Source organism: Kitasatospora sp. YST-16 (genome assembly GCF_026802215.1).
GTDB classification, from domain to species: domain Bacteria; phylum Actinomycetota; class Actinomycetes; order Streptomycetales; family Streptomycetaceae; genus Kitasatospora; species Kitasatospora cineracea.
Map to the genome: position 1 here is coordinate 3309293 of NZ_CP113837.1, position 23189 is coordinate 3332481.

Annotated in this window: 28 protein-coding genes and 1 tRNA gene; 14 read left to right on the forward strand and 15 right to left on the reverse strand. The window is 74.6% G+C overall.

Annotation, left to right across the window (positions count from 1 at the left end; translation table 11 throughout):
• Positions 1-99: 99 nt before the first annotated feature.
• Entirely contained in the window at positions 100-1008 is a 909-nt protein-coding gene (locus OU787_RS15090; protein ID WP_268659641.1) for a hypothetical protein, read from the reverse strand.
• The gene (locus OU787_RS15095; protein WP_268659642.1) at positions 1005-1535 is read right to left on the reverse strand and encodes a SigE family RNA polymerase sigma factor; all 531 of its coding nucleotides are present in this window, start codon (positions 1533-1535) and stop codon (positions 1005-1007) included. Before OU787_RS15095 ends, OU787_RS15090 begins: the two co-directional genes overlap by 4 nt.
• A gap of 164 nt (positions 1536-1699) precedes the next feature.
• On the opposite strand from OU787_RS15095, the gene OU787_RS15100 reads away from it, so the two are divergent.
• The gene (locus OU787_RS15100; protein ID WP_268659643.1) at positions 1700-2155 is read left to right on the forward strand and encodes a hypothetical protein; all 456 of its coding nucleotides are present in this window, start codon (positions 1700-1702) and stop codon (positions 2153-2155) included.
• Here OU787_RS15100 and OU787_RS15105 read toward each other — a convergent pair.
• Positions 2136-3185 carry a sigma-70 family RNA polymerase sigma factor gene (locus OU787_RS15105; RefSeq protein WP_268659644.1) on the reverse strand — a complete coding sequence of 350 codons (1050 nt, stop codon included), beginning with the start codon at positions 3183-3185 and terminating at the stop codon, positions 2136-2138. The genes OU787_RS15100 and OU787_RS15105 overlap by 20 nt on opposite strands.
• A gap of 75 nt (positions 3186-3260) precedes the next feature.
• Between OU787_RS15105 and OU787_RS15110 the strand changes: the two genes are divergently transcribed.
• Positions 3261-3626: a VOC family protein gene (locus OU787_RS15110; RefSeq protein ID WP_268659645.1), complete on the forward strand. Its 366-nt coding sequence runs from the start codon at positions 3261-3263 to the stop codon at positions 3624-3626.
• A 53-nt stretch (positions 3627-3679) separates the two neighbouring features.
• Here the strand turns inward: OU787_RS15110 and gap are convergent, their stop codons facing one another.
• From gap to OU787_RS15135, 5 genes are all read right to left on the reverse strand, one after another.
• Entirely contained in the window at positions 3680-4678 is a 999-nt protein-coding gene (gene gap, locus OU787_RS15115) for a type I glyceraldehyde-3-phosphate dehydrogenase (RefSeq protein ID WP_268659646.1), read from the reverse strand.
• Positions 4679-4806: 128 nt separating this feature from the next.
• Positions 4807-5763, reverse strand: coding sequence for a GlxA family transcriptional regulator (locus OU787_RS15120; protein ID WP_268659647.1), 957 nt, complete (start codon positions 5761-5763; stop codon positions 4807-4809).
• A 39-nt stretch (positions 5764-5802) separates the two neighbouring features.
• Positions 5803-6471 (reverse strand): NAD(P)-dependent oxidoreductase, encoded by a 669-nt coding sequence (locus OU787_RS15125; protein WP_268659648.1) that lies wholly within the window; start codon positions 6469-6471, stop codon positions 5803-5805.
• Between the two features lie 306 nt (positions 6472-6777).
• Positions 6778-7662: a sigma-70 family RNA polymerase sigma factor gene (locus tag OU787_RS15130; RefSeq protein ID WP_268659649.1), complete on the reverse strand. Its 885-nt coding sequence runs from the start codon at positions 7660-7662 to the stop codon at positions 6778-6780.
• 146 nt (positions 7663-7808) lie between these two features.
• Entirely contained in the window at positions 7809-8414 is a 606-nt protein-coding gene (locus OU787_RS15135; RefSeq protein ID WP_268659650.1) for a DinB family protein, read from the reverse strand.
• Between the two features lie 146 nt (positions 8415-8560).
• On the opposite strand from OU787_RS15135, the gene OU787_RS15140 reads away from it, so the two are divergent.
• The 3 genes from OU787_RS15140 (at position 8561) to OU787_RS15150 (ending at position 11491) form a co-directional block, all read left to right on the forward strand.
• A complete protein-coding gene (locus OU787_RS15140; protein ID WP_268659651.1) occupies positions 8561-9547 on the forward strand; it encodes a helix-turn-helix transcriptional regulator in 987 nt (328 codons plus the stop codon).
• Positions 9544-9924, forward strand: coding sequence for a MerR family transcriptional regulator (locus OU787_RS15145; RefSeq protein WP_035957462.1), 381 nt, complete (start codon positions 9544-9546; stop codon positions 9922-9924). Before OU787_RS15140 ends, OU787_RS15145 begins: the two co-directional genes overlap by 4 nt.
• Before the next feature lie 67 nt (positions 9925-9991).
• Positions 9992-11491, forward strand: coding sequence for an amidase (locus OU787_RS15150; protein WP_268659652.1), 1500 nt, complete (start codon positions 9992-9994; stop codon positions 11489-11491).
• A 7-nt stretch (positions 11492-11498) separates the two neighbouring features.
• Here OU787_RS15150 and OU787_RS15155 read toward each other — a convergent pair whose 3' ends face one another.
• Together OU787_RS15155 and OU787_RS15160 are read right to left on the reverse strand one after the other, a co-directional pair.
• On the reverse strand, positions 11499-12020 hold the full coding sequence (locus OU787_RS15155; protein WP_030464209.1) for a DinB family protein: 522 nt from the start codon (positions 12018-12020) through the stop codon (positions 11499-11501).
• 3 nt (positions 12021-12023) lie between these two features.
• A complete protein-coding gene (locus OU787_RS15160) occupies positions 12024-12821 on the reverse strand; it encodes a VOC family protein (RefSeq protein ID WP_030464208.1) in 798 nt (265 codons plus the stop codon).
• Between the two features lie 266 nt (positions 12822-13087).
• Between OU787_RS15160 and OU787_RS15165 the strand changes: the two genes are divergently transcribed.
• Positions 13088-14203 (forward strand): hypothetical protein, encoded by a 1116-nt coding sequence (locus OU787_RS15165; protein ID WP_268659653.1) that lies wholly within the window; start codon positions 13088-13090, stop codon positions 14201-14203.
• Between the two features lie 108 nt (positions 14204-14311).
• Here OU787_RS15165 and OU787_RS15170 read toward each other — a convergent pair whose 3' ends face one another.
• Together OU787_RS15170 and OU787_RS15175 are read right to left on the reverse strand one after the other, a co-directional pair.
• A complete protein-coding gene (locus tag OU787_RS15170; RefSeq protein WP_268659654.1) occupies positions 14312-14905 on the reverse strand; it encodes a hypothetical protein in 594 nt (197 codons plus the stop codon).
• Positions 14906-14932: 27 nt separating this feature from the next.
• Entirely contained in the window at positions 14933-15442 is a 510-nt protein-coding gene (locus OU787_RS15175; protein ID WP_030464205.1) for a SixA phosphatase family protein, read from the reverse strand.
• A gap of 112 nt (positions 15443-15554) precedes the next feature.
• On the opposite strand from OU787_RS15175, the gene OU787_RS15180 reads away from it, so the two are divergent.
• On the forward strand, positions 15555-16049 hold the full coding sequence (locus OU787_RS15180; RefSeq protein WP_030464204.1) for an FBP domain-containing protein: 495 nt from the start codon (positions 15555-15557) through the stop codon (positions 16047-16049).
• A gap of 12 nt (positions 16050-16061) precedes the next feature.
• On the opposite strand, the gene OU787_RS15185 is transcribed toward OU787_RS15180, so the two are convergent.
• Together OU787_RS15185 and OU787_RS15190 are read right to left on the reverse strand one after the other, a co-directional pair.
• Complete coding sequence (locus tag OU787_RS15185) at positions 16062-16583, reverse strand: YbhB/YbcL family Raf kinase inhibitor-like protein (protein WP_030464203.1); 522 nt, start codon at positions 16581-16583, stop codon at positions 16062-16064.
• A 200-nt stretch (positions 16584-16783) separates the two neighbouring features.
• The gene (locus OU787_RS15190) at positions 16784-17629 is read right to left on the reverse strand and encodes an alpha/beta hydrolase (RefSeq protein WP_268659655.1); all 846 of its coding nucleotides are present in this window, start codon (positions 17627-17629) and stop codon (positions 16784-16786) included.
• A 122-nt stretch (positions 17630-17751) separates the two neighbouring features.
• Between OU787_RS15190 and OU787_RS15195 the strand changes: the two genes are divergently transcribed.
• The 3 genes from OU787_RS15195 to OU787_RS15205 all read left to right on the forward strand — a co-directional run bounded on the left by OU787_RS15195 (position 17752) and on the right by OU787_RS15205 (position 20277).
• Complete coding sequence (locus OU787_RS15195; protein WP_268659656.1) at positions 17752-18915, forward strand: hypothetical protein; 1164 nt, start codon at positions 17752-17754, stop codon at positions 18913-18915.
• Between the two features lie 133 nt (positions 18916-19048).
• Positions 19049-19345 (forward strand): type II toxin-antitoxin system VapB family antitoxin, encoded by a 297-nt coding sequence (locus OU787_RS15200; protein ID WP_014136828.1) that lies wholly within the window; start codon positions 19049-19051, stop codon positions 19343-19345.
• A gap of 236 nt (positions 19346-19581) precedes the next feature.
• A complete protein-coding gene (locus OU787_RS15205; RefSeq protein WP_030457461.1) occupies positions 19582-20277 on the forward strand; it encodes a LytR C-terminal domain-containing protein in 696 nt (231 codons plus the stop codon).
• A gap of 93 nt (positions 20278-20370) precedes the next feature.
• On the opposite strand, the gene upp is transcribed toward OU787_RS15205, so the two are convergent.
• Entirely contained in the window at positions 20371-21006 is a 636-nt protein-coding gene (gene upp / locus OU787_RS15210; RefSeq protein WP_268659657.1) for a uracil phosphoribosyltransferase, read from the reverse strand.
• A 157-nt stretch (positions 21007-21163) separates the two neighbouring features.
• On the opposite strand from upp, the gene OU787_RS15215 reads away from it, so the two are divergent.
• The 4 genes from OU787_RS15215 to OU787_RS15230 all read left to right on the forward strand — a co-directional run bounded on the left by OU787_RS15215 (position 21164) and on the right by OU787_RS15230 (position 23015).
• On the forward strand, positions 21164-21412 hold the full coding sequence (locus tag OU787_RS15215) for a hypothetical protein (protein WP_030457463.1): 249 nt from the start codon (positions 21164-21166) through the stop codon (positions 21410-21412).
• Between the two features lie 280 nt (positions 21413-21692).
• Positions 21693-22256, forward strand: coding sequence for a tRNA adenosine deaminase-associated protein (locus OU787_RS15220; RefSeq protein ID WP_030457464.1), 564 nt, complete (start codon positions 21693-21695; stop codon positions 22254-22256).
• A gap of 29 nt (positions 22257-22285) precedes the next feature.
• On the forward strand, positions 22286-22876 hold the full coding sequence (locus tag OU787_RS15225; protein WP_081966668.1) for a nucleoside deaminase: 591 nt from the start codon (positions 22286-22288) through the stop codon (positions 22874-22876).
• A gap of 52 nt (positions 22877-22928) precedes the next feature.
• Positions 22929-23015, forward strand: a tRNA-Ser gene (locus OU787_RS15230).
• Positions 23016-23189 lie beyond the last annotated feature (174 nt).

The window sequence follows — 23189 nt, forward strand, 5'->3', positions numbered from 1 at the left end:
CAGGGGCGTCGGGCGTCATCGCCCGCCACCGCCGGCGTCCTGCTCCGGCCGATGGCCCGCCCCGGGGGCGGTGGTCCGCCCTCCTCGGTGTCCCGCGGTTCAGTGTCCGGCGGCCCCCTGGGTCCAGACCGGGTCGAGGACGAGTGCGGTGAGCGCCTCGCCGGTCATCGGCGGCGGTCCGGCGTACAGGTCCTGGCCGTGGCCGGGCAGCGGAACGTTGCCGGACTCGGCCAGCACCTGGACGCCGTCGGGGCGGTACAGGTCGGCCTGCCACACCTGCGGGAGGTCCGGCGGCATCTTCGGCAGGTAGAGCATCACGGTGCTGCCGTCCGGCTGCTTGGTGACGGAGCAGTCCGGCCGCTTGTTGCACAGGTCGGACGTCAGGGGCTCGGCCGGGGCCGGCCCCTTCATGACGGTGATCTGCACGGTGCCGGTCTTGGTGCCGTTGGTGACGGTGTACCCCGCGCCGACCTCCTCCCGCACGGTGCGGCCCGCCACGGGGGCCCGGCTGTGCTGCTCGGCCAGCTTCTGCAACTCCTCGTCGCTGCTGCCCACACCCCCGTTGCCGATCAGCGTCGGGCCGCCGTCCGGGTGGTACCCGGCCGGGAGCCGGGACTTGAGCAGCTCGGCGAGCTGCCCGGCGGTGACCTGCCCGATGCGGGTGGCACCGGGCGACGCGGAAGCCGACGCGGACGTCGACGCGGACGCGGACGTCGACGCGGACGCGGACGTCGACGCGGACGCGGACGTCGACGCGGACGCCGTGCCCCCGCCGGCCGGGCCGGCCGCGGTGGTGGCGGGCGACGCCCCGCCCCCGAGGGCGGTCGCGCCGAGCACCGCGACGGCGGCGACGGCCGCGACGCTGCCCGTGACGGCGGCGAGCCGCAGGCCCCGGCGGCGGCGCCCCCGGTGCAGCAGTTCGGCCACCGGGGCCGGTCCGGCCGGTCCGTGACGGTCCGCCAGGTCCCGCAGGGCGCGGGACACCTCCTGGTCTTCGGTGTCGTTCATCGGATGACGCTCTCCTGGTTCTTCGACTGCTTCGACTGGTTCGACTGGTTGCCGGACAGCACGGTGCGCAACCGGGCCATCGCCCGGAAGTGCTGGCTCTTGACGGTGCCGACCGAGCAGCCGAGAGTCGCGGCGGTGTCCTTCTCCGAGAGGTCCTCGAAGTGCCGCAGCACGACCACCGCCCTTTGCCGGGGCGGCAGTTCACGCAGGGCGCGGTACAGCTCGTCGGTCGTCTCCGGCGACGCCCCGCTTGCTGCGGGGGCGTCCGGCGGCTCGGCGGTGAGCAGTTCCCTCCGGCGCCGCCGCCACCAACTGATGTGGTTGTTGACCAGCATCCGCCGCAGGTAGGCGTGCGGATCCTCGGTCCTCATCCGCCCCCAGCGCACGTACAACTTGACCAGGCAGTCCTGGAGCAGTTCTTCGCCCCGGTGCCGGTCGCCGGTGATCAGCGTCGCGGTGCGCAGGTGCCGGGGCCAGGCGGTCCCGACGAAATCGGCGTAGGCGTCGTCCTCGGTTTTTCGGCTCACACCGACCAGACGCCGGACCCCGTGGAAAGGTTGTCACCGCTTCCGGCGCCGGTTCCGCGCGACCGGCGCCCGGCCGTGCGGAACCGAACGACCCCGGTCGGAGCTCTGTTGACCACAGGGGGCGGCGTTCCGGCCGTCCCGCCGACCGGGTCGGAGGCCGTGCCGTGCTGCTCCTGCTGTTCCTCGTGCTGACGCCCGTGTTCTTCGGGACGCTCGTCGCGCTGCTGGTGCGCTCCGGCCGCGCGGCGTTCGACCGGCGGTGGGAGCGGCTGCTGGGGCTGCTGCTGTCCGGGGCGGCCCTGCTGGTGCTGGGCCTGGCGCTGCTGCACCTCGCGGGCGCGGTCTTCACGGCGGAGGAGGGCGGCACCGACTCCTCGCCGATGCGGCCGTGCCGGATCCCCGGGAAGCCCGCCGAGCACGTGATCGACTACCGGATCGACCTGGTGCCGGCGGTCGGCTTCTCCTGCGTCCTGACCGACGGCTCCTCGTACGGCACCGACGAGGTCCCGGCGCACCTGACCCCGCTGGCGGCCGGCCTCGGCCTGCTGGCCGCCGGCGCCCTGCACGCGGACCGGCGCCGGACCAGGGCGGTGAACGTTCCTAGTTTTCAAGGTAGTTGACGGGCAGGCCGAACGGGGCGAAGTGCTCGGCGCCCAGGAAGGAGACCAGCCCGGCGATCCGGCCGTCCGCGGCCAGGTCGAGGACGGTGATCGACCAGGCGGTGTGCACCGCGTCGGCCGAGGAGCCGAGGTAACAGGCCACGGCAGGACGGGAGTTGGCCTCCACCGGGACGGTCCGCCAGCTGGGGCAGCGGGTCAGCGGGACGGCCCGGGCGAACGCCATGACGGCGTCCCGGCCCCGGTACCAGTGCGGCAGCGGCGGCATCGACCAGGTGACGTCCTCGGTGAGCAGCGCGACCAGGGCGTCGGCGTCGCCGCGCTCCAGCGCCCCGCGGTACGCGGCCACCGTCGCCCGGGCCCGCGCCTCGCCGGGCCCCGGCGCGGACGGGAAGCCGGACGGGGCGGCGGCGAGTCGGCGGCGGGCCCGGGCGAGCGCCGAGTTGACCGAGCCGGGGGTGGTGTCCAGCAGCCCGGCGATCTCGGCGGCGGAGAACCCGAGCACGTCGAACAGCAGCAGCGCGGCCCGCTGGTTGCCGGGCAGCTGCTGGAGCGCCGCGACGAACGCCAACTCGACGGCCTCGTACCGCTCGTAGCGTTCGGCCGGGTCGCCGCCGGCCCCGGTGGGGTACGGGCCGAGCCAGGCCACCTCGGTGGCGGGCGCGCTGTCCAGGACGACCCGTTCGCAGGCCGGTCCGAGGTCGACGGGCAGCGCGCGCCGGCCGCGCCGCTCGGCGGCGTCCAGGCAGGTGCGGGTGGCCACGGTGTACAGCCAGCCGCGCAGCGAGCCGCGCCCCTCGAACCGGCCGATCCCGCGCCAGGCCCGCAGCAGCGCCTCCTGCAGGGCGTCGTCGGCGTCGTGCACCGAGCCGAGCATCCGGTAGCAGTGCGCGTGCAGCTCGCGCCGCAGCGGCGCGACCAGCCGGGTGAACGCCGCGTCGTCCCCGGCCCGGGCGAGCACCAGGTCCGCCGCGGCCCCGTCCGTTCCGCCCGGCCCGTCCGGTCCGTCCGGTTCCGGAGAAACCTCGCTCATGGGCGACGATTCTGCCGCACCGCGCCGGTCTCCTCCTCGAACGGCTTTCCCGTTCCCGACCCCGAGGAGCCCACGATGGCAAGCGTTCCGCACACCGCCGCCTGGTTCGACCTGTCCTCCCCCGACGCCCCGCGCGCCCGCGCCTTCTACGGCGGCCTGTTCGGCTGGCCGGTGCACGTCCTGGACGGGAGCGGGACGTACGCGCTGGTCGGCGACGACGGCGCCGGGCAGCCGACCGGCGGCATCGGCCAGGCCGGGCCGGACGCCCCGTACACCGGTTTCGCCGTCTACTTCCGGGTGGACGACCTGGACGCGGCCCTGGAGCGGGCGGTGGAGCTGGGCGGCGCCCGCCGCCTGGAGCCGCACCCGGTGCCGGGCGGCGACCGCCTGGCGGTGTTCACCGACCCGGACGGCAACGCGGTCGGCCTGCTCGGCAGGTGAACGCGCGGGGTCCCGGGCCGGCGAACCGGCCCGGGCCCCCGTCCGCCGGGGCGTCAGCTCGCGGCGAGCAGCTCCAGGGTGTCGATGACCCGGTTGGAGAAGCCCCACTCGTTGTCGTACCAGGCGACCACCTTGACGTGGCGGCCGTCGACCCGGGTCAGCTCCGAGTCGAAGATCGAGGAGGCCGGGTTGCCGGTGATGTCGGAGGAGACCAGCGGGTCCTCCGAGTACTCCAGCACGCCCGCCAGCTTGCCGGCCGCGGCCTCGCGGTAGGCGGCGAGCACCTCCTCGCGGGTGACGTCGCGGGCGACGGTGGTGTTCAGCTCGACGATCGAGCCGACCGGCACCGGCACCCGGATCGAGTCGCCGGACAGCTTGCCGTCCAGCTGCGGCAGCACCAGGCCGATCGCCTTGGCGGCGCCGGTGGTGGTCGGGACGATGTTGACGGCGGCGGCGCGGGCCCGGCGCGGGTCGCGGTGCGGGCCGTCCTGGAGGTTCTGCTCCTGGGTGTAGGCGTGCACGGTGGTCATGAACCCGTGCTCGATGCCCGCGAGTTCGTCGAGGACGGCGGCCAGCGGGGCGAGCGCGTTGGTGGTGCAGGAGGCGTTGGAGACGATCGTGTGCACGGCCGGGTCGTACGCGTCGGTGTTGACGCCGTAGGCCAGCGTCACGTCGGCGCCGTCCGAGGGGGCGGACACCAGCACCTTCTTCGCTCCGGCGGTGAGGTGGGCGCGGGCGGCGTCGGCGGAGGTGAACCGGCCGGTGGCCTCCAGCACGATGTCGACGCCGAGCTCGGCCCAGGGCAGGTCGGCCGGGTTGCGCTCGGCGAGGACCTTGATCCGGCGGCCGTCGACCACCAGGGTGTCGCCCTCGACGGTGACCGGGCGGCCGAGCCGGCCCGAGGTGGTGTCGTAGGCGAGCAGCCGGCCGAGCGCGGTGGGCTCGGTCAGGTCGTTGACGGCGACGACCTCCAGCTTGCTGTCGCGCTCCAGCAGGGCGCGCAGCACGTTGCGTCCGATGCGGCCGAATCCGTTGACGGCGATGCGGGTCATGGGTGGTGCCCTTCTCTGCGGCTCTCCTGCGGCGTTCCCGCCGGGTGGTGTTGCCTCCACTCTCGCTCGCCGGAAGGGCGGTCGGCAGTGGCGCCCGTGCCACTGTTCGCAAGGATCGTGCCAGCCGGTCACTGCCCCCGGGTGAAGGTCCGCCGGTACTCGCTGGGCGTGGTCCCGAGGATCTGCTGGAAGTGCGCGCGCAGGTTCGCGCCGGTGCCCAGGCCGGTCTCGGCGGCGATCCGCTCGACGCTGTGCTCCGAGCGTTCCAGCAGCTCACGGGCCAGGTCGACGCGGGCCCGCAGCACCCACTGCATCGGCGTGTAGCCGGTGTCCTCGACGAAGCGGCGGGAGAAGGTGCGCGGCGAGACGGCGGCGTGCCGGGCCAGCGTCCGGACGGTCAGCGGCCCGTCCAGCCGGTGCAGCGCCCACTCCCGGGTGGCCGCGAACCGCTCGCCGACCGGCTCGGGCACGCTGCGCGGCACGTACTGGGCCTGGCCGCCGCTGCGGTAGGGCGCGGCGACCAGCCGGCGCGCGGTGTGGTTGGAGGCGGCCACCCCGAGGTCGCCGCGCAGCACGTGCAGGCACAGGTCGATGCCGGAGGCGGCGCCCGCCGAGGTGAGCACGCTGCCCTCGTCGACGAACAGCACGTTCTCGTCCACCCGCACCTTCGGGTACTTGGCGGCCAGCGCCCGGGTGTAGTGCCAGTGCGTGGTGGCCCGGCGGCCGTCCAGCAGCCCGGTCGCGGCCAGCGCGAACGCCCCGGTGGAGATCGCCGCCAGCCGGGCCCCGCGGGCGTGCGCGGCGCACAGCGCGTCGACCACGGCGGGCGGCGGGTCGTCCCGGTCGGGGTGCCGGTAGCCGGGTACGAACACCGACTCGGCCCACTCCAGCGCCTCCAGCCCGTGCGCCACGTGGTACGACAGGCCGTCCCCGCCCGCGACCAGCCCGGGCGCCGCCCCGCACACCCGCACCTCGTACGGCATGCTGCCCCGGGTCGAGAACACCTGCGCCGGGATCCCGACGTCGAGCGGCTTGGCGCCGTCCAGGACCAGCACGGCCACCCGGCGCAGACGAGGAGCTGACATCCCCTCAGGGTAGGCGCCGCCGCCACCCGCCCCGGCCGGTCAGTGGGCGACGCCGAGGATCCGCCCGACGGTGTCCGGGTCGGACACGCCGCGCAGCATGCAGTGCGCGACGTCCGCCCGCGACACCTTCGACCCGCCGCGCAGGTTCTGCCCGTACGCGACCCGGTAGTCACAGGTCAGCGGGCCGTCGGTGAGCCGGGGCGGCCGCACCACCGTCCAGTCCAGGCCGCTGGCCAGCACCACGTCCTCCATCCGGGCCAGGTCCGCGTAGTGCGCGCGCAGCACCCGCTTCACCGCCGGCGTCAGCACGTACCGCATCACCAGCCCCTCGCCCGGGTCGTGCCGCGGCGGGTTCGGCCGGTCCGGCGAGGCCACCGTCCCGACCGGCGCGGCACTCACCACCAGCAGCCGCCGCACCCCGGCCTCCCGCATCGCCCCCACCACCGTCCGCGTCCCGGCCTCCGCGACCCCGACCCCCGCCTTCCCGACCGCCCCCAGCCCGGACAGCACCGCGTCCGCCCCCGCCACCGCCTCCCGCAACTCCCCCGCCCCGGCCCGCGCCAGATCCGCCCGCACCACCCGGACCCCCACGTCCCCCAACTTCCCCGGATCCCGCACCACCGCCGTCACCTCGTGCCCGGCCCCCACCGCCTGCTCCAACAACTGCCGCCCGATCCCCCCGCTGGCAGCCACCACAGTCAGCTTCATCGTCGTCTCCCGTCATCCCGATCACTCGTCAATTCCATTACCGAACACCACAGTTACCGCCCCCACTCGCCCCTCACCGGAGCCCGCGGCGCAGCCGCACTCCCACCCCTCGCCCCTTCCGCCGCCCACCCGCCGAACCCCCGCCCCTCCCCCCACCCGCACGGAGCCCGCATCGCAGCCGCACTCCCGCACCTTCATCCCTCCGACAACCCATCGCTCTCAGCCCTCCTCCCCTCCCGCCGGAGCCCGCGGCGCAGCCGCACTCCCGCCCCTCCGCCCCTCCGTCCCTTCCGCCGCCCATCGGCCTCAGCCCTCCTCCCCCACCCGCGCGAGCTTGTCCGGGTTGGTCACGAAGTAGATATCCGTGACCTGTCCCCCGTCCGCCGACAGGTCCAGCACCAGCACCGCGAACGGTGCCGTGCCGACGAACAGGACGGCTGACGGGTCGCCGTTGGTGGTGGCCCACTGGACCCGGATGCCTTGCGGGGCCCGGGTGGAGCCGCCGATGAGCAGTCGGGCGATCTGTTCGCGACCGTGCACCGGGCGGGCCCCCGCGGCGGTCGCCTTGCCGCCGCCGTCGGCCCAGAGGGTGACGTCGGGGGCGAGCAGTTGCAGGAGCGCGTCGAGGTTCCCGCCGCCGACGGCGGCGGCGAAGCGCTCGGTGGCCTGGCGCCGGACCGCCGGGTCGGCCCGGTAGCGGGGGCGCCGGGCGCGGACGTGTTCGCGGGCCCGGTGGGCGAGTTGGCGGACGGCGGCGGGGGTGCGGCCGAGGATCTCGGCGGTCTCCGGGTGGCTGTATCCGAAGACTTCGTGCAGCACGAACACGGCGCGTTCCAGCGGCGTGAGCGTCTCCAGTACGACCAGCAGGGCGATCGAGACGGCTTCGGCGCGTTCGCCCGGGTCCTCTTCGGCCGGGGCGACGAGCGGTTCGGGCAGCCAGGGCCCGAAGTAGCTCTCGCGGCGCCGGCTGATCTCGGTGCGTCGGGCGAGTGCGGTGTTGACCGCGGTGCGCACCAGGTAGGCGCGGGGGTGGAGGACCGGTCCGGCTTCGGCGGACCGGTGTCGGCCGGACCAGGCGAGCCAGGTCTCCTGCAGGACGTCCTCGGTGTCGGTGACGGTGCCGAGCAGGTTGTAGACCATCGAGAACAGCAGTTCCCGGTGGTCGGTGAACACCTCGGTGGCCTCGTCCATCGCATCGCTCTCCTCCGTTTTCCGCTTCCGGCTGCATCCCGAGAGTGGCGGATGCCCCGGGGTGTGACACGGAGGCGGGAGGAAACGCGGAAGAGGTCCGCGCCGCTGTCGGCGGCGCGGACCTCTGCGCGACGGTGCCCGGGGCGTCAGCCCATGCTCTTCTGCCCGTCCAGGGACTCCCGGATGATGTCGGCGTGCCCGGCGTGCTGGGCGGTCTCGGCGATGATGTGCAGCACGGTGCGGCGGGCCGACCAGCTCGCGCCGGGGGCGAACCAGGGCGCCGCGGGCAGCGGCTGCGAGACGCCCAGGTCGGGCAGGCCGAGCAGCAGTTCGTCGGTGCCGCGGGCCACCGCCTCGTACGCGGTGAGCACGCCGAGCAGGGTCTCCTCGGGCAGCAGCCGGAACTCGTCCGCCCGGGCCTGCAGGTCGGCCTCGGTGAAGGAGCTGAAGTCCGGCATCGCGGACGGGCCCTGGACGATGAACGCCGACCAGGCCCGCTCCGTCGAGGTGACGTGCTTGATCAGGCCGCCGATGGTCAGCTCGCTGACGGTGGTGCGCTGCCGGGCCTGCTCGTCGGTGAGGCCGCGGGCGGTCAGCCGCAGGAAGTGCCGGATGGCGTGGAGCTCCGCGATCAGGTCGGCGTGCTCGGGGGTCGGCCCCTCGACGGTGGCGACGGGGTACTGACCGTCCTCGGTCTCGACGGCCTCGGCGGTCCGGGTGGCCTCAGTGGTCTCAGCGGTCTCGGTGGTCATGGTGTCGCCCTCTCCGAAGTGCGGTGCCGTTGCGGTGCGTTGAGGTGCTCCGAGGCGGGTGCTCTGCGCGTTCCCCCTCGCTTCGTGTTCCACGTTACGGGCCATTGCGGCCACTTTCCGTCCGCAATTGCCGGAGGATGGGAACCATGGCCGACACCAGTGCCCGCACCCTGCGGCTGCTCACCCTGCTCCAGTCCCACCGCTACTGGCCGGGCGAGGAGCTCTCCACCCGGCTGGGCGTCTCCGCCCGCACCCTGCGCCGCGACATCGACCGGCTGCGCGAGCTGGGCTACCCGGTGGAGGCCCGGCGCGGCGTCGACGGCGGCTACCAGCTGGCCGCGGGCGCCGCGCTGCCGCCGCTGGTGATCGACGACGAGGAGGCGGTCGCGCTGGCCGTCGGCCTGCAGGCGGCGGCGGACGGCTCGGTGGAGGGCATCGCGGAGGCGTCGGTGCGGGCGCTGGCCAAGGTGGTCCAGGTGATGCCGGCCCGGCTGCGCCGCCGGGTGGAGGCGCTGCGGTCGGTCACCGTCCCCGCGCAGTGGCAGACCGACACCGCCGCCCGGATCGACCCGGACACCCTGACCGCCGTCGCCCTGGCCTGCCGGGACACCGAGCGGCTGCACTTCCGCTACCGGGCCGCCGACGGCAGCGCCACCGAACGGCACACCGAGCCGCACGGCCTGGTCCGGCTCGGCCGCCGCTGGTACCTGGTCGCCTACGACCTCACCCGGCAAGCGTGGCGCACCTTCCGCCTCGACCGCCTCGCCGCCCCCGAGCCCACCGGCGCCCGCTTCCTGCCCCGCACCCTGCCGGCCGAGGACGCCGCCGAGTTCGTCCGGGCCGGCCTCCAGGGCCAGCCCCGCCCGCACCGGGTCGAGGTCCTGGTGGACGCCCCCGCCGCGGCGGTCCGGCAGAAGATCGGCGCCTGGTCCGAGATCGAGGAGATCGCCCCCGGCCGCACCCGGGTGCGGATGAACGCCGACGCCCTGGAGTGGCCCGCGATGGCCCTCGGTTCGCTGGAGGTGGACTTCCGGGTCGTCTCCCCGCCCGAACTCGCCGCCCTGCTGGCCGCCTGGGGCGAACGCTTCACCCGCTGCACCGGCCCCGACGAGCGGGCAGAATCGGGCCGGTGACGACACCGCAGCTGCTCACTCCCGCCGAGGCCGCCGAACGCTCAGGGTTCAGCCTGGACACCCTGCGCTACTACGAACGGATCGGCCTGCTCACCTCCATCACCCGCGCCACCAGCGGCCACCGCCGCTTCACCCCCGAGGACATCGGCTGGCTCGGCATCCTGCGCTGCCTGCGCGACACCGGCATGCCGATCGCCGACATGCGCCGCTACGCCGAACTCGCCCGCACCGAGGGCCCCGAGAGCCTGCTCGGCCGCATCGAGCTCCTGGAACGCCACGACACCGCGGTCACCGACCACATCGCCCTGCTGGAGCGCCAACGCACCCACCTCCGCGACAAGATCGACCACTACCGCGGCGTCCTCGCCCAGGGCTGAGCCCTCGTCGCCGGGCCCCTGGGCAGCGGAGCTACCCGGCGGTAGGGTCGCCGCACGCTCGGGCTGGGTGATCTCGGAGGTTGCGGTGGAGTACGGCGAGTACCGGGGGTACGACGCGGTGGGGCTGGCCGCCCTGGTGGCGGCCCGGGAGGTGACGGCCGGGGAGCTGCTGGAGGTGGCGATCGGTCGGGCCGAGCAGGTCGGCGGGCGGCTGAACGCGGTGGTCCGGCCGATGCACGCGCAGGCCCGGGAGCGGGCGGCGGGGGAGCTGTCCGGCCCGTTCGCGGGGGTGCCGTTCCTGGTCAAGGACCTGCTCCAGGACTACGCGGGCCTGCCCACCGGCAGCGGCTGCCGGGCGCTGCAGGACGTCCCGGCGGCCGCGCACAGCGAGTCGGTGCGGCGCTGGCTGGACGCCGGGCTGGTGGTGTTCGGGAAGACCAACACGCCGGAGTTCGGCAGCAAGGGCGTCACCGAGCCGGCGGCCACCGGCCCGGCCCGCAACCCGTGGGACACCGCCCGCACCCCGGGCGGCTCCTCGGGCGGTTCGGCGGCGGCCGTCGCCGCGGGCGTCGTCCCGGTGGCGGGCGCCAACGACGGCGGCGGCTCGATCCGGATACCGGCGGCCTGCTGCGGCCTGTTCGGCCTCAAGCCGGGCCGCGGCCTGGTCCCGGCCGGTCCGGCCGCGGCCGAGCACCTGCACGGGGCCGCCACCGACGGCGTCGTCTCGCGCAGCGTCCGGGACACCGCCGCGATGCTGGACGTGCTGGCGGGCGCCCCCGACCCGGCCGGCCCGTACCTGCCGCACCGCTCCGCCGAGCCGTTCGCCGAACTGGCCCGCCGCGCGCCCGGCCCGCTGCGGATCGGCTTCACCACCCGTTCCCCGCTGGGCACCGAGGTGCACCCGCAGGCGGTGGCCGCCGTCGCGGACACGGCGGCCCTGCTGGAGGAGCTCGGCCACCACGTCGAGGAGGCCGACACCGGCATCGACGAACGCGGCCTGGCGATGGACTTCCTGGCCATGTGGGCCACCGAGACCGCCGCCACCGTGGACGAGGTCAAGCGCCTGACCGGCTCCGGGAACGCGGGCTTCGAGCTCGACACCCACGTGCTGGCCGCCGCCGGCCGCCGGCTGCGCGCGCCCGCCTACTACGCCGCCCACCAGCGCTGGAACCGGTACAACCGGCAACTCGCCGCGTTCCACACCCGGCACGACCTGCTGCTCACCCCGACCCTGGCGCAACCCCCGGTCCGGATCGGCGAGTTGGACACCCCGCCGGCGGTCCGGGCGCTGGCCCGGCTGCTGCTGCCGCTCGGCCTGCTGGGCCTGCTCAGCCGGACGAAGGCGTACGAGGACGCGGTGATCGCCAACCTGGCGCCGGTCCCGTTCACCCAGCTCGCCAACATCACCGGCCGCCCCGCCGCCAGCGTCCCGCTGCACCGCACCCCCGACGGCCTGCCGCTGGGCGTGCAGTTCGTGGCGCCGCTGGGCGGCGAGGGCACCCTGCTCGCCCTCGCCGCCCAGTTGGAGTCGGCCCGCCCCTGGGCCCACCTGGAGCCCGATCTCTGAGGGGGCCTCAGCCCATCGTCTTCTGCCCGTCCAGCGCCTCGCGCAGGATGTCGGCGTGCCCGGCGTGCTGCGCGGTCTCCGCGACCACGTGCAGCAGCACCCGGCGCACGCTCCAGACCGCGCCCGGCTCGAACCAGGGCGCGGCGGGCAGCGCCTGCTCGCTGTCCAGGTCGAGGGTGGCGACCAGGTTGTCGGTGTGCTCGGCGACGGCCCGGTAGCGCTCCAGCAGCACGTCCAGCGTCTCGCCGTCCAGCATCCGGAACTGTTCGGCCCAGCTGTCGGCGTCGTGCGGCGCGCCCTCGGCGTGCATCGCCTCGGCGCCGCCGACGGCGAACCGCAGCCAGCGCTCCTCGACCCCGGCGACGTGCTTGACCAGCCCGCCGAGGGTGAGTTCGCTGACGGTGGTGCGCTGCCGGGCCTGCTCGTCGGTGAGGCCGCGGACGGTGTAGCGCAGGAAGCCGCGCTGCTTGTCGAGCGCGGCCAGCAGGTCCGCGCGTTCGCCGGTGAGGTCGGTGATCGGGACGACCATCGTTCAGGCCACCTCCACCGTGCTCGGCGGTTCGCCCTCGGCAGCGCCCGGGTCGATCAGCGAGAACGCCGCGCCCTGCGGGTCGACGAAGGACGCGAACCGCCCGAACGGGCTGGTCATCGGCCCGAACACCAGCTGCCCGCCGGCCTGCGCGACCCGCCCGGCCGCCGCGTCGCAGTCGTCCACCACGAAGTAGACGCTGACGAACGGCGCCACCTGGGACGGCACGTCCGGCCCCATGCCCATCACGCCGAGCGCGGGCGTGTCGCCGAGGGTGTGGACGCTGTAGTCCACCTTGTCGTCGACGATCTTCCGCACCCGGTACGGGAACACCTGCGGGAAGAAGGAGTTGGCCGCGGCGGTGTCCCGGGTGAACACCTCCGCCCAGCCGTAACTGCCGGGCGCGTCGCGCAGTTCGAAGCCCTGGTGCCGGTCGGCCTGCCAGACGCCGAACAGCACGCCCGCCGGGTCCCGGGCGATCGCCATCGAGCCGAAGTCGCCGACCTTCATCGGCTCCATCAGCAGCGTGCCGCCGGCCGCCCGGATCCGCTCCGCGGCGGCCTCCGCGTCGACCGTGGCCAGGTAGAGCACCCACGCGGAGCGGTCCTCCTGCCCGGGCGGCGGCGGGACGATCGCGGCGACCGCCTTGCCGTCCTTCGACGCCTGGGTGTAGCCGCCGAACTCGGACGCGGCCTCGCCGAACGTCCAGCCCAGCACCGCGCCGTAGAACGCCTCGGCGCCCTTCGGGTCGGCGAACATCGCGTCCGCCCAGACGGGTGTGCCCTCGGGTTGCGCTGCCATGCTGCGGCTCCCTCCGCCGTCGGCCCCCGGGGCGCCGCCCCGGGGGAAAGCACGTTCCCTGCCACGCTAACCAGTGCTCCCGGCGGACGCCCGGCGACGCGCTCGGCCGTACCCGAACGCCTGTTGCCCCGCAGTGACAATTCGCGCACCCTGCGGGGTCATTGGGCCGCCAAACTTGAGTCATCGCCCCGGACGACGGAACGCAAGAACCGGCGGGGGCCGACCCACCGCACACCACCGACCACCGTTCCTGGGGGGAACCATCCATGTCCGTGCGCGCCCGCCTCCGCCGCTCCTCCGCCGTCGCCCTCGTCTCCGCGGTCACCGCCGGCTCGGCCCTGCTGCTGACCGCCTGCGACCCGTCCGGCGACACCGCCGGCGCTCAGCCCACCACCACCGCCCCGAGCCGCACCGCCACGGCCACCCCGACCGCCGCCCCGACCGCGACCGGCACCCCGGGCACCTCCGCCACCCCGTCGGCCCCCGCGAGCCCCTCCACCGCGGCCACCCCGACCGCCGCCCCGACCACCCCCGCCAAGCAGCCGTCGGCCACGCCGACCAAGGCCGCGCTCAACCTCACCAAGGGCACCGGGCTGACCATCAGCAACGGCACCCGCTACGTGGTGATGGACGGCCGGACGGTCGACTTCGGCACCGTGGTCCGCGACCTGGCCTGGTCCCCGGACGGCAAGCGCGCCGCCTTCGTCGACGGCGACGGCAACCTGGAGACCTCCGACCCGGACGGCAGCCACAAGGTCCTGGTCGCCAAGGCCCCCTCCGGCGTCACCTGGTCCCACCCGACCTGGCAGGTCTTCGTCCCCAGCGAGAACGACGCCGCCATGTACCTGCAGCCCAAGAACAACCTGCAGTTCACCGCCGACGACCACGGCACCCTGCGGCTGCTCACCGTCCCCTCCAAGGGCGGCACCCCGGCGCAGCTCTCCCTGGGCGTCTTCAGCGACCAGGACTCCAAGCCGCTCCCGGAGACCGGCAACCTGTGGCCGAACGGCGGCGGGCGCTACGGCTCCTCGACCTACGCCAACCGGAACGACGGCCAGGTGTACCTCCGCGACGACTACCTGCGCCAGCAGGGCGGCGCCGTCACCAAGGGCGCCCAGCCCGACCTGTCCGACCAGGGCGACCTGGTGTTCGTCCGCTCCGTCGACGGCCACGACCACCTGTTCACCAAGACCGGCGGCTACGACGGCCCGGAGCACGACCTCACCCCGAAGGCCACCACCGACTACACCGAGCCGGTCTTCTCCGCCGACGGCAAGACCGTCGCCTTCCGCGCCCCCGACGGCATCTACACCGTCCCGGCCAAGGGCGGCACCCCCACCAAGGTCTCCGACACCGCCGGCCTGCCCGCCTACCGCGGCTGAGCCGGACCACCCCGCCGCACCGTCCCGGTCCGCGCATTCAGGGTCCGCGGACCGGGACTCCCACCCGCCGGACCGGACGGCCCGGCCGTCCGGTCCGGCTCCTCTGTACTACTCCACGATCCGCGCCAACTCTGCTTCCAAATTGGGCAGTTGCTGGTCGGCGTTGTCGTGCGGCAGCCACTCGACCGGATCGAGGAAGCGGAACAGCACCCGGTCCGGGGTGATCGCGTACTCGTACTCGGCGAAGCCGACCACCGCGCCCAGCTCCCCCCGGGCCGCCCCGCGCAGCACGTGCGCGGTGAGCCCGTCCGCCTCCTCGCCCGGCGCGGCCGACACCCGGCGGCGGGCGTTCGACCGGGCCAGGTACGGGCAGACCATCGAGGCGTACAGCATGCACGCCCGGTGGCCGGGCCCCTCCAGGGTGGGCGCCATGTTCCGGTAGGGCCGGCCGGCCGCCAGCGCCTCGCCGATCGCCGCCGCCTCCGTCCCGCCGACCACCCGCCACACCGTCCCGCGCGGCATCCGCGTGTTGCACACCGAGCACAGCCGCTCCCGGGCGCAGGCCGCGGACCGCTCGTGGTCGGTCAGCGCGAACTGCGGCTTCCCCTCCTCCCACGGGGTGATCGCGGGCACCGGGTAGCCCCGCTCGTCACGCGGGCGGGCCGCCACCGCGGGCGGCTTGGGAACGATGTCGAAGCGCATGGGCCCATCCCTATCACGCCCCTCCGGTCAGCCGCGCGGCACCGCGAAATCGACCAACTCGGCCCGTCCCGGCACGAGTTGCCCCCATTCACCGGGCACCTCCAGCACCGCCACCCCGGCCGTCGAGAACTTCTCCCGCACCCGCTCCAGCGCCTCGCCCGCCCCCTCCCCGGCCAGCTCCAGCACCAGCCCCTGCACCTCGGGCCGGTGCCCGACCAGCATCACGGTGCGCACCACCGGCGGCAACTCCCGCAGCAGCTCCACGAGTTCACCCGCCTCGGCCCGGTACGCCCGCGGCTCCAGGACGAGTTCGGGCGCGCCGCCGAGCTCCGGCTCGGCCAGCTCCCAGGTCTGCCGGGTGCGCACCGCGGTGGAGCACAGCACCCGGTCCGGCACCAGCCCGTGCTCGGCCAGCCACCGCCCGGCCGCCACCGCGTCGGCCCGGCCGCGCTCGGCCAGCGGCCGCAGCTCGTCCGGGACGTCCGGCCAGTCCGCCTTGGCGTGCCGCAGCACGATCAACCGCCGCTGTTCCGTCATCCCCCCAGTGTGGCCCGCCCGCGCACGGCCCGGCCCGGGGACGCGCTGGCCGCCGCCGATACCGGCGGAAAACCGGACGACACCCCCGCCCCCACCCGGTTACCGTCGGGGCATGCGTGCCCTGACCGAGTCCGAGATCCGCGCGTCCTTCGTCAACTGCTCCAAGGGCGAGGCCAAGCGGCTCCCCGTCCCGCGGGACTTGGCCGAGCGCCGCTGGCCCGACCTGGACTTCCTCGGCTGGCGCGACCTCGGCGCCCCCGACCGGGCCTACCTGGTCGCCGTGCTCGACGACCGGCCGGTCGGCATCACCCTGCGCTCACCGAACGTGAAGCGCAGCCTGACCCGCACCAACGTCTGCTCGGTCTGCATCACCGCCCACGCGGGCAGCGGCGTCTCCCTGCTCACCGCCCCCCGGGCCGGCGCCGCCGGCCGGGACGGCAACTCGGTCGGCACCTACCTCTGCGCCGACCTGGCCTGCTCGCTCTACGTCCGCGGCCTGCGCCGCACCGCCACCACCAGCCGCCCGGACGAGTCCCTCCCGCTCGAAGAGCAGATCGCCCGGACGACCGCGAACCTGACGGCGTTCCTCCGCCAGGTCCTGGCCTGACGCCCCCTCACCTCACGGCGCCGACTGGTACTCCACCGTCAGCACGGCCCGCCCCAGCGCGTGCGCCGTCAGGTTGAACCCCACCTGCGCGGCCGGCGTGTCCGGCCCGACCCCCAGCGTCGGCACGTCCAGCGCGTGCACCACGAACACGTACCGGTGCGCCGGCCCGGGCGGCGGCGCCGCCCCGTCGTACCGGTGCCCCGGGAAGTCGTTGCGCACGTGGAACGCCCCGCCCGGCAGCCCCTCGTCATCGGCCCCCGCCCCCCGCGCCAACCCCGCCGTCTCCGCCGGCAGGTCCACCGCCAGCCAGTGCCACCACCCCGCCCCCGTCGGCGCGTCCGGGTCGTAACACGTCACCGCGAACGACCGCGTCCCCTCCGGAGCCCCCGCCCACGACAACTCCGGCGACACGTTCCCCACCCCGTACACCTGCGCGTCCGGCATCACCCCACCGTCCACCAGATCCGCACTGCGCACCTCGAACGCCGGCACCGGCGGCAAGAAGTCATACGAAAGCGGAATGCGCGCGGCCATCACTCACCATCCCCATCGAAGCAGTCCCAACCTCCCCGGCAGTCTACGGACCCCACCCCCACCCCACCGCCCCCAACACCCGCCCCCACCCGACCCCTTCTCCCCTCCCCCAGCTCTGCCACAACATCTCAACCGCTGCCCCCATCCCCTTCTCCCCTCTCCCCAGCCCGCCGCAGGCGACCCCACCCCTCCCCACCCCTTCAACTCCGCCACAACGCCTCGACCGCCGCCCCCAGCACCGTCCCCACCTTCCCCAGATCGAAGACCAGGTCGAAGTGGTTGCGCCCCCCGATCAGCAGCTCGTGCACCCGGACCCCGTTCTCCCGGAGCGTCTCCGCGAACTCGGCCTGCTGCCGCCCGAACTCGTCCGTCTCGTGCTCCGCCAGCGCGAGCACCACCGGCGGCAGCGCCGCCAGCGCCCCGGGCGCGGCGTGCTGCGGGCTGAGCCGGCGGGCCCGGTCGGCGTCGAGGGCGAGCGGCTGGTTGACGTAGCTGAGGATGACGGGCTGCAGGTCGTAGACGCCACTGAGCAGGGCCGCGCCCCGGATCCGCCCGCGCAGCCTCTCGTCGAGCAGGGCGCTCGCCGCCAGGTGCGCTCCCGCGGAGCTGCCGCTGAGCACGATGCGGTCCGGGTCGGCGCCGAGTTCCGCCGCGTGCTCGACCAGCCACAGCACCGCGGTCGTGACCTGTTCGGTGATCTGCTCCACGGTCCACTCGGGCGCGAGCCCGTAGCCGACGGCGGCGAACGCGGTGCCGCGCGGGACGAAGTCGAGTGCGGGGAAGTCCGAGTCCTCCTTGCCGAGTTCCTGCCAGAAGCCGCCGTGCACGAAGACGTGCAGCGGGGCGCCGGGCCCGGCCGGGAAGTAGTCGAGGAGTTCGGGGGCGGCGGCCCCGTACCGGAGTTCCCGGTGGCCGCCGAGTTCCCGGTGGGCCCGGCGGCTCTGGTCGGCGTACGCCGCGAGTTCGGCGTCGAAGTCGGCGACCTTGCTGCTGGGCGAGTACTCCCGGTCGAGTTCCCGCTGGTCGAAGCCCCGGTAGACCGCCATGCCGCCGTTCCCCTCACCCCAGGGGGCCGCCCCCGGCAGGTCACCCAACAAGGTATAGACCAATACGGGAGGGCCCGGTTAGCGTGGTGACTTCCCCGTACTTCCTTCTCCGGAGTTGCCCCGTGGAGACGTCCGTCCTCGCCTTCGCCACCGATCTGCTCGACGAAGGGGCCGACACCTTCTTCGGCAACCTTACCGACCGGGCGGGCGTCGGCGGCGTCACGCTCGCGTCCGTCTACCACGAGGCGCGCGACGTCTTCCCGCACAACCCGCGCCGGGTGCTGCGCTACCTGGAGCCCGGCGCCGCGTACTTCCGCCCGGACCGGGCCCGCTGGGCCGGCCGTCGGCTCGCCCCGCTGCCGTCCACCGCGATCGGCTCCCGCGACCCGTTCGCCGAGGCCGCCGAGGAGACCCGCCGCCGCGGCCTGAAGCTGCACGCCTGGACGGTCTTCTGCCACAACGACCGGCTCGGCTTCGCGCACCCGGACTGCGCCCCCGCCAACGCCTTCGGCGACCGGCACCTGACCGAGCTGTGCCCGGCCAACCCGGAGGTCCGCGAGTACTGCCGGACGATCGTCGAGGAGCTCGCCCGCTACGGCGTGGACGCGATCCGCGCCGAGTCGCTGCACTTCCACGGCCTGGCGCACGGCTACCACCACGAGCGCTACTTCGAGGAGCTCGGCCCGGTCACCGAGGCCCTGCTGTCGGTCTGCTTCTGCCCGCACTGCCTGGCCGCCGCGACGGCCGCCGGCGTCCCGGCCGAGCACGTCCGCGACACCGTCCGGGCCGAGCTGCGGGCCCGCCTCGCCGACGAGTCCCGGGCGCTGGCGCCCGCCCCGCTGGACGAGCTGGCCGGCGGCGCGTTCGCCGCCTACGTGGACGTCTCCGCCCGCACCGTGACCTCGCTGGCCGCCGAGCTGGCCGCCACCGCCGCCGAGCACGGCATGCGGCTGACCTTCATGGACGGCGGCGGCCCGGGCACCGGCTGGCTGTCCGGCATCGACCTGCCCGCCCTGGCGGGCGCCGCCCACCAGATCGAGACCCTCGGCTACGCGAAGACCCCCGAGGAGGTCCGCGAGAAGGTCGCCGCCTTCGCCCTGCACGGCGTGAGCCCGCGGGAGATGGCGGTGATCCTGCGCCCGATGGCCTCCGACTGCGACGGCCCGGCCAACCTCACCGCCAAGATCGCCACCCTGCGCGAACTCGGGGTTCCCGAGATCGAGTTCTACAACTACGGTCTGATGCGGCTCTCCTCGCTGGACCGCATCGGCCAGGCCCTGCGCTGACCCCCGGCCCTCGCCCCGGGCGGCCGGAATGCACCATTCGCACACATAACGTCCGCTCCGTCCCCACCCCGACTCAACGCACCGTTCGCCCCGCCTGCTGCGCCCGGTGCGTCCCGAACGGTAGGCTTTCCGTGTGATCTTCAAGCGCATCGGCAACGGGCGGCCGTACCCGGATCACGGCCGGACCAGCACCCGCCAGTGGGCGGACGTCGCGCCGCGTCCGGTGCGGCTGGACCAGTTGGTGACCACCAAGGGCCAGTTGGACCTGGAGACCCTCCTCGCGGAGGACTCCACGTTCTACGGGGACTTGTTCGCCCACGTGGTGAAGTGGCGCGGCGACCTGTACCTGGAGGACGGGCTGCACCGCGCCGTCCGGGCCGCCCTCCAACAGCGGCAGGTCCTGCACGCCCGCGTGCTGGAGATGGACTGACGCCCCGTCATCCGCCGGGGCGTCCGGAAGGCGCCGGAACCGCTCGGGAACGGGTGCAACCGGCGTCGGTGCCGGTACGTCCTTTCGAGTGCCGTCGTCCCCCGGATGATGATCGTTTAGTACCTGCGCACCCGTTGTCGGATTAGTCTGCTGACTACAGCGGTTCCGCGGTCCGTTCCCCACGGCCGCCCCGCGGTCACCGGCACCCCACCCTGGCACCTAGGGGGAGACAGACCATGAGCATGTTGACTCCCCGGGGTTTGAAGGGGAAGCAGTACCGCGTCACCGGAAACGCCTACCCCAGGCTCGGACGCCCCTCGCGCCGCGGCCGGAAGGCCGCCGTCGCGCTGGGCGGCGTCCTCGTGCTCGGCCTGGTCTCGGTCGGCGGCGTCCAGCTGTACGACGTCTTCACCGGCAAGAGCAGCAAGAACGCCACCGCCCAGGCGTGCGCCTCGGCCTCCGGCAAGCCGCTGGCCGCCCCGGAGAGCTCCCCGTCGGCCGGCGCCCCTGCCGCCGCCCAGGCGTCCGGCGCCCCGGCGCCGGTGCCGAGCAGCACCGCGGTGCCGCAGCCCGCCGCGGTCACGGTGAACGTCTACAACGCCACCGACAAGTCCGGTCTGGCCGCCCGCACCGCCGACGAGCTCCGCAAGCGCGGCTTCGTGGTCGACAAGGTCGGCAACGCGCCCGCCGCGCTCGACAAGAAGGTCCCCGGCACCGCGCAGATCCTCAGCGGCCCCGGCGGCCTCGGCGCGGCCGCCCTGCTCACCTCGCAGGTCGCCGCCGCGACCGCCACCGAGGACACCCGGGCCGACGCCACCGTCGACTTCGTCATCGGCGACACCTTCAGCGCCCTCGCCGACCCGGCCCAGGCCGCCGCCGCGCTCGCCGAGCTCACCAAGCCCTCTCCCACCCCGGAGCCCGGCCACTGCTGAGCCCCGCACGGACGAGGTCCGGCCGCCGACGGGAGTTCCCGTCGGCGGCCGGACCTCGTTCCGTCCGTACTCTCCGTACCGTGCGGACCGGCCTCAGCCGGCCGTGCCGTACAGCCGGTCGCCCGCGTCGCCCAGCCCCGGCACGATGTACCCGTGCTCGTTGAGCCGCTCGTCGACCGCCGCGGTGACCACCGTGACCGGCCGGCCCGCCAGCTCGCGCTCCATCACCGCGACGCCCTCCGGCGCGGCCAGCAGCACCACCGCGGTGACGTCGGTGGCGCCCCGCTCCAGCAGCATCCGGATCGCCGCGACCAGGGTGCCGCCGGTGGCGAGCATCGGGTCGAGGACGTAGATCTGCCGCCCGGAGAGGTCGTCCGGCATCCGGGTCGCGTAGGTGGACGCCTCCAGCGTCTCCTCGTTGCGCACCATCCCGAGGAAGCCGACCTCGGCGGTGGGCAGCAGCCGGGTCATGCCGTCGAGCATGCCGAGCCCGGCCCGCAGGATCGGGACGACCAGCGGGCGCGGGTAGGAGAGCCGGGTGCCCTGGGTGACGGCGACCGGGGTGGTGATCTCGACCGTGTCGGTGCGGACGTCCCTGGTCGCCTCGTACGCGAGCAGGGTGACCAGCTCGTCGGTGAGCCGCCGGAAGGTCGGCGAGTCCGTGCGCTCATCGCGCAGGGTGGACAGCTTGTGGGCGACCAGCGGGTGGTCGACGACGTGGAGACGCATGGGACCAACGGTAACGGGCGCGAGCACGTGTGTACGACTCCGTACGAAGCGGGACGACCGGGGCGACCCGCCGAAATGCGCCGCAGTCCGTCCGCAATCACGGAAGTCGGGCCGCTCCTGTGGTATCGGCGCGGCTGATCTGGGAAAGTCGGGACCTATGAAGAGCAACCCGACGCGGGCGTCCACCGCCGGCGCGGGCGGGTCAGGCTCGACGGCCGAGTCCCGTCCGGCGTCCGAGAGCGGAGCGGAGAGCACCGCGGAGACCGACGCGGAGCGGCGCAAGCGCCGCGCCGTCTTCCTCCGCGAGTTGACCGAGGCCCGGGAGCTGCGGGCCCGGGTGCAGCCGAGACGGACCAAGGAGCGCCGGATGCGCGAAGCGCTGCGGATGCGCACCTTCCGGATCTGACCGCGAGCCGCGCCCCGCAGCCGAGTTGCGCCCCCGTGAGTGCCCGAACGCCCCCGCGCAAGAGGCCGGACGGTCAAGATCCGCACCCGGAGCGGCCGGAAGCCGACCATTCCGACACGACCTGCGAAGACGCGCTGCCGAACACCCCCCGCAGCGGCGGCCTTTCTGTCACGATGCGGTGGGACGGTCCGAACAGCGGACCGCCTTCTGGCGCGGGGGCGGCCGGACCGCACCCGCCCGAGATCGCCGACAGCCGAGACCAATCTTGGGAGTGTCCCTGGTGGCGTACTTCGCTGCAGTGCTTGCTCGCACCGGTGCCGGGTGGGACGTGAGCGAAACCGAACTCGACGACGTAGAGACCCTGGCCGACCTGACCGACCTGGCCCGCGAAGCGGCCGAGGACGAGGACACCGTGCTGGTCTTCATCGAGCAGGAGGACGCGTGGTTCGCCGTCCTGCGCATCGACGGTGAGGACGACCCGCGGATCTTCGTCTCCGACGCGGCCGCCGCGGCGCGCAGCTCGTACGGCTCGGTGCTCACCGACGAGTTGATCGAACAGGACGGGGAGGCCGACTTCGACGACCTCGACGGGCTCGTCGCCGGGCTCGACGACGAGGACGGCGCGACCGCCGAGGACGACTCCGACGAGGACGACGAGGAGCCGGCCGGCGGCCGGGCCGCGAGCCCGGTCGGGCCGATCGGCGACTCCGAGCTGCTGACCGAGTTCGGGATGACCGCCGCCGACCTGCTGGAGCTGGCCGGCGAGGGCTCCGCGCCGGGCGACGCGCTGGGCGAGATCGCCGAGGCGCTGGGCTGCGGCGAGGTCCTGGAGGCCGTTCGGTAGCGGCGGGCCCGGTGCCCGACACTGGGTCCATGCAGCCCGCCCCCCTTTCCACCACCGACCCCGGTGCGCGGCCGCGGATCGCCCCGCTGCCCGCCCCCGAACGCCCCGATCCGGTCCGCGACCGGTGGCGGGGCCGGATGCGCCTCGCCATCGAGGAGGCCGCACTGGCCACCGCCACCGGTGACGTTCCGGTCGGGGCGTTCGTCCTCGCCCCGGACGGCACCGTGCTCGGCCGCGGCCACAACGTCCGCGAGGCGGACGGCGACCCGACCGGCCACGCCGAGGTGGTGGCGATCCGCGCGGCCGCCCGGGCCCTGAACGAGGCCGCGCGGAGCACCCCCGGCCAGGACGGCGACGCCCGCCGGGCCGGCGAGTGGCGCCTGACCGGCTGCACCCTGGTCGTCACCCTCGAACCCTGCACCATGTGCGCGGGCGCGATCGTCCTCTCCCGCCTCGCCCGGGTCGTCTTCGGCGCCTACGACCCCAAGGCCGGCGCGGCCGGCTCGCTCTTCGACGTGGTCCGCGACAACCGCCTCAACCACCGCCCCGAAGTGGTCGGCGGCGTCCTCGCCGAGGAGTGCACCGCCCAGCTGCTGGCCTTCTTCGACACCCAGCGCTGACCGCCCCGGAACGGATTTCGCCCCGTCCCCCCGATCCGGTAGAGTTCCCCTCGGTAGCGTGTCCGAGCGGCCAAAGGAGCACGCCTCGAAAGCGTGTGTGGGGGCAACTCCACCGTGGGTTCGAATCCCACCGCTACCGCTTCTCGAAGGGCCCGACCGGTTCACCGGTCGGGCCCTTCGGCGTTCCCCGGCCCCGCGGGGCCGGCGGTTGGGACGGGGACGCGCCCCGGAAAAGGCGAGGGGCCCCGCGCTCCCGGGCGGTTGACCACCGTGCCCAGGGGAGTGCGGAGCCCGGCCGGAACCTCGCGGTCCA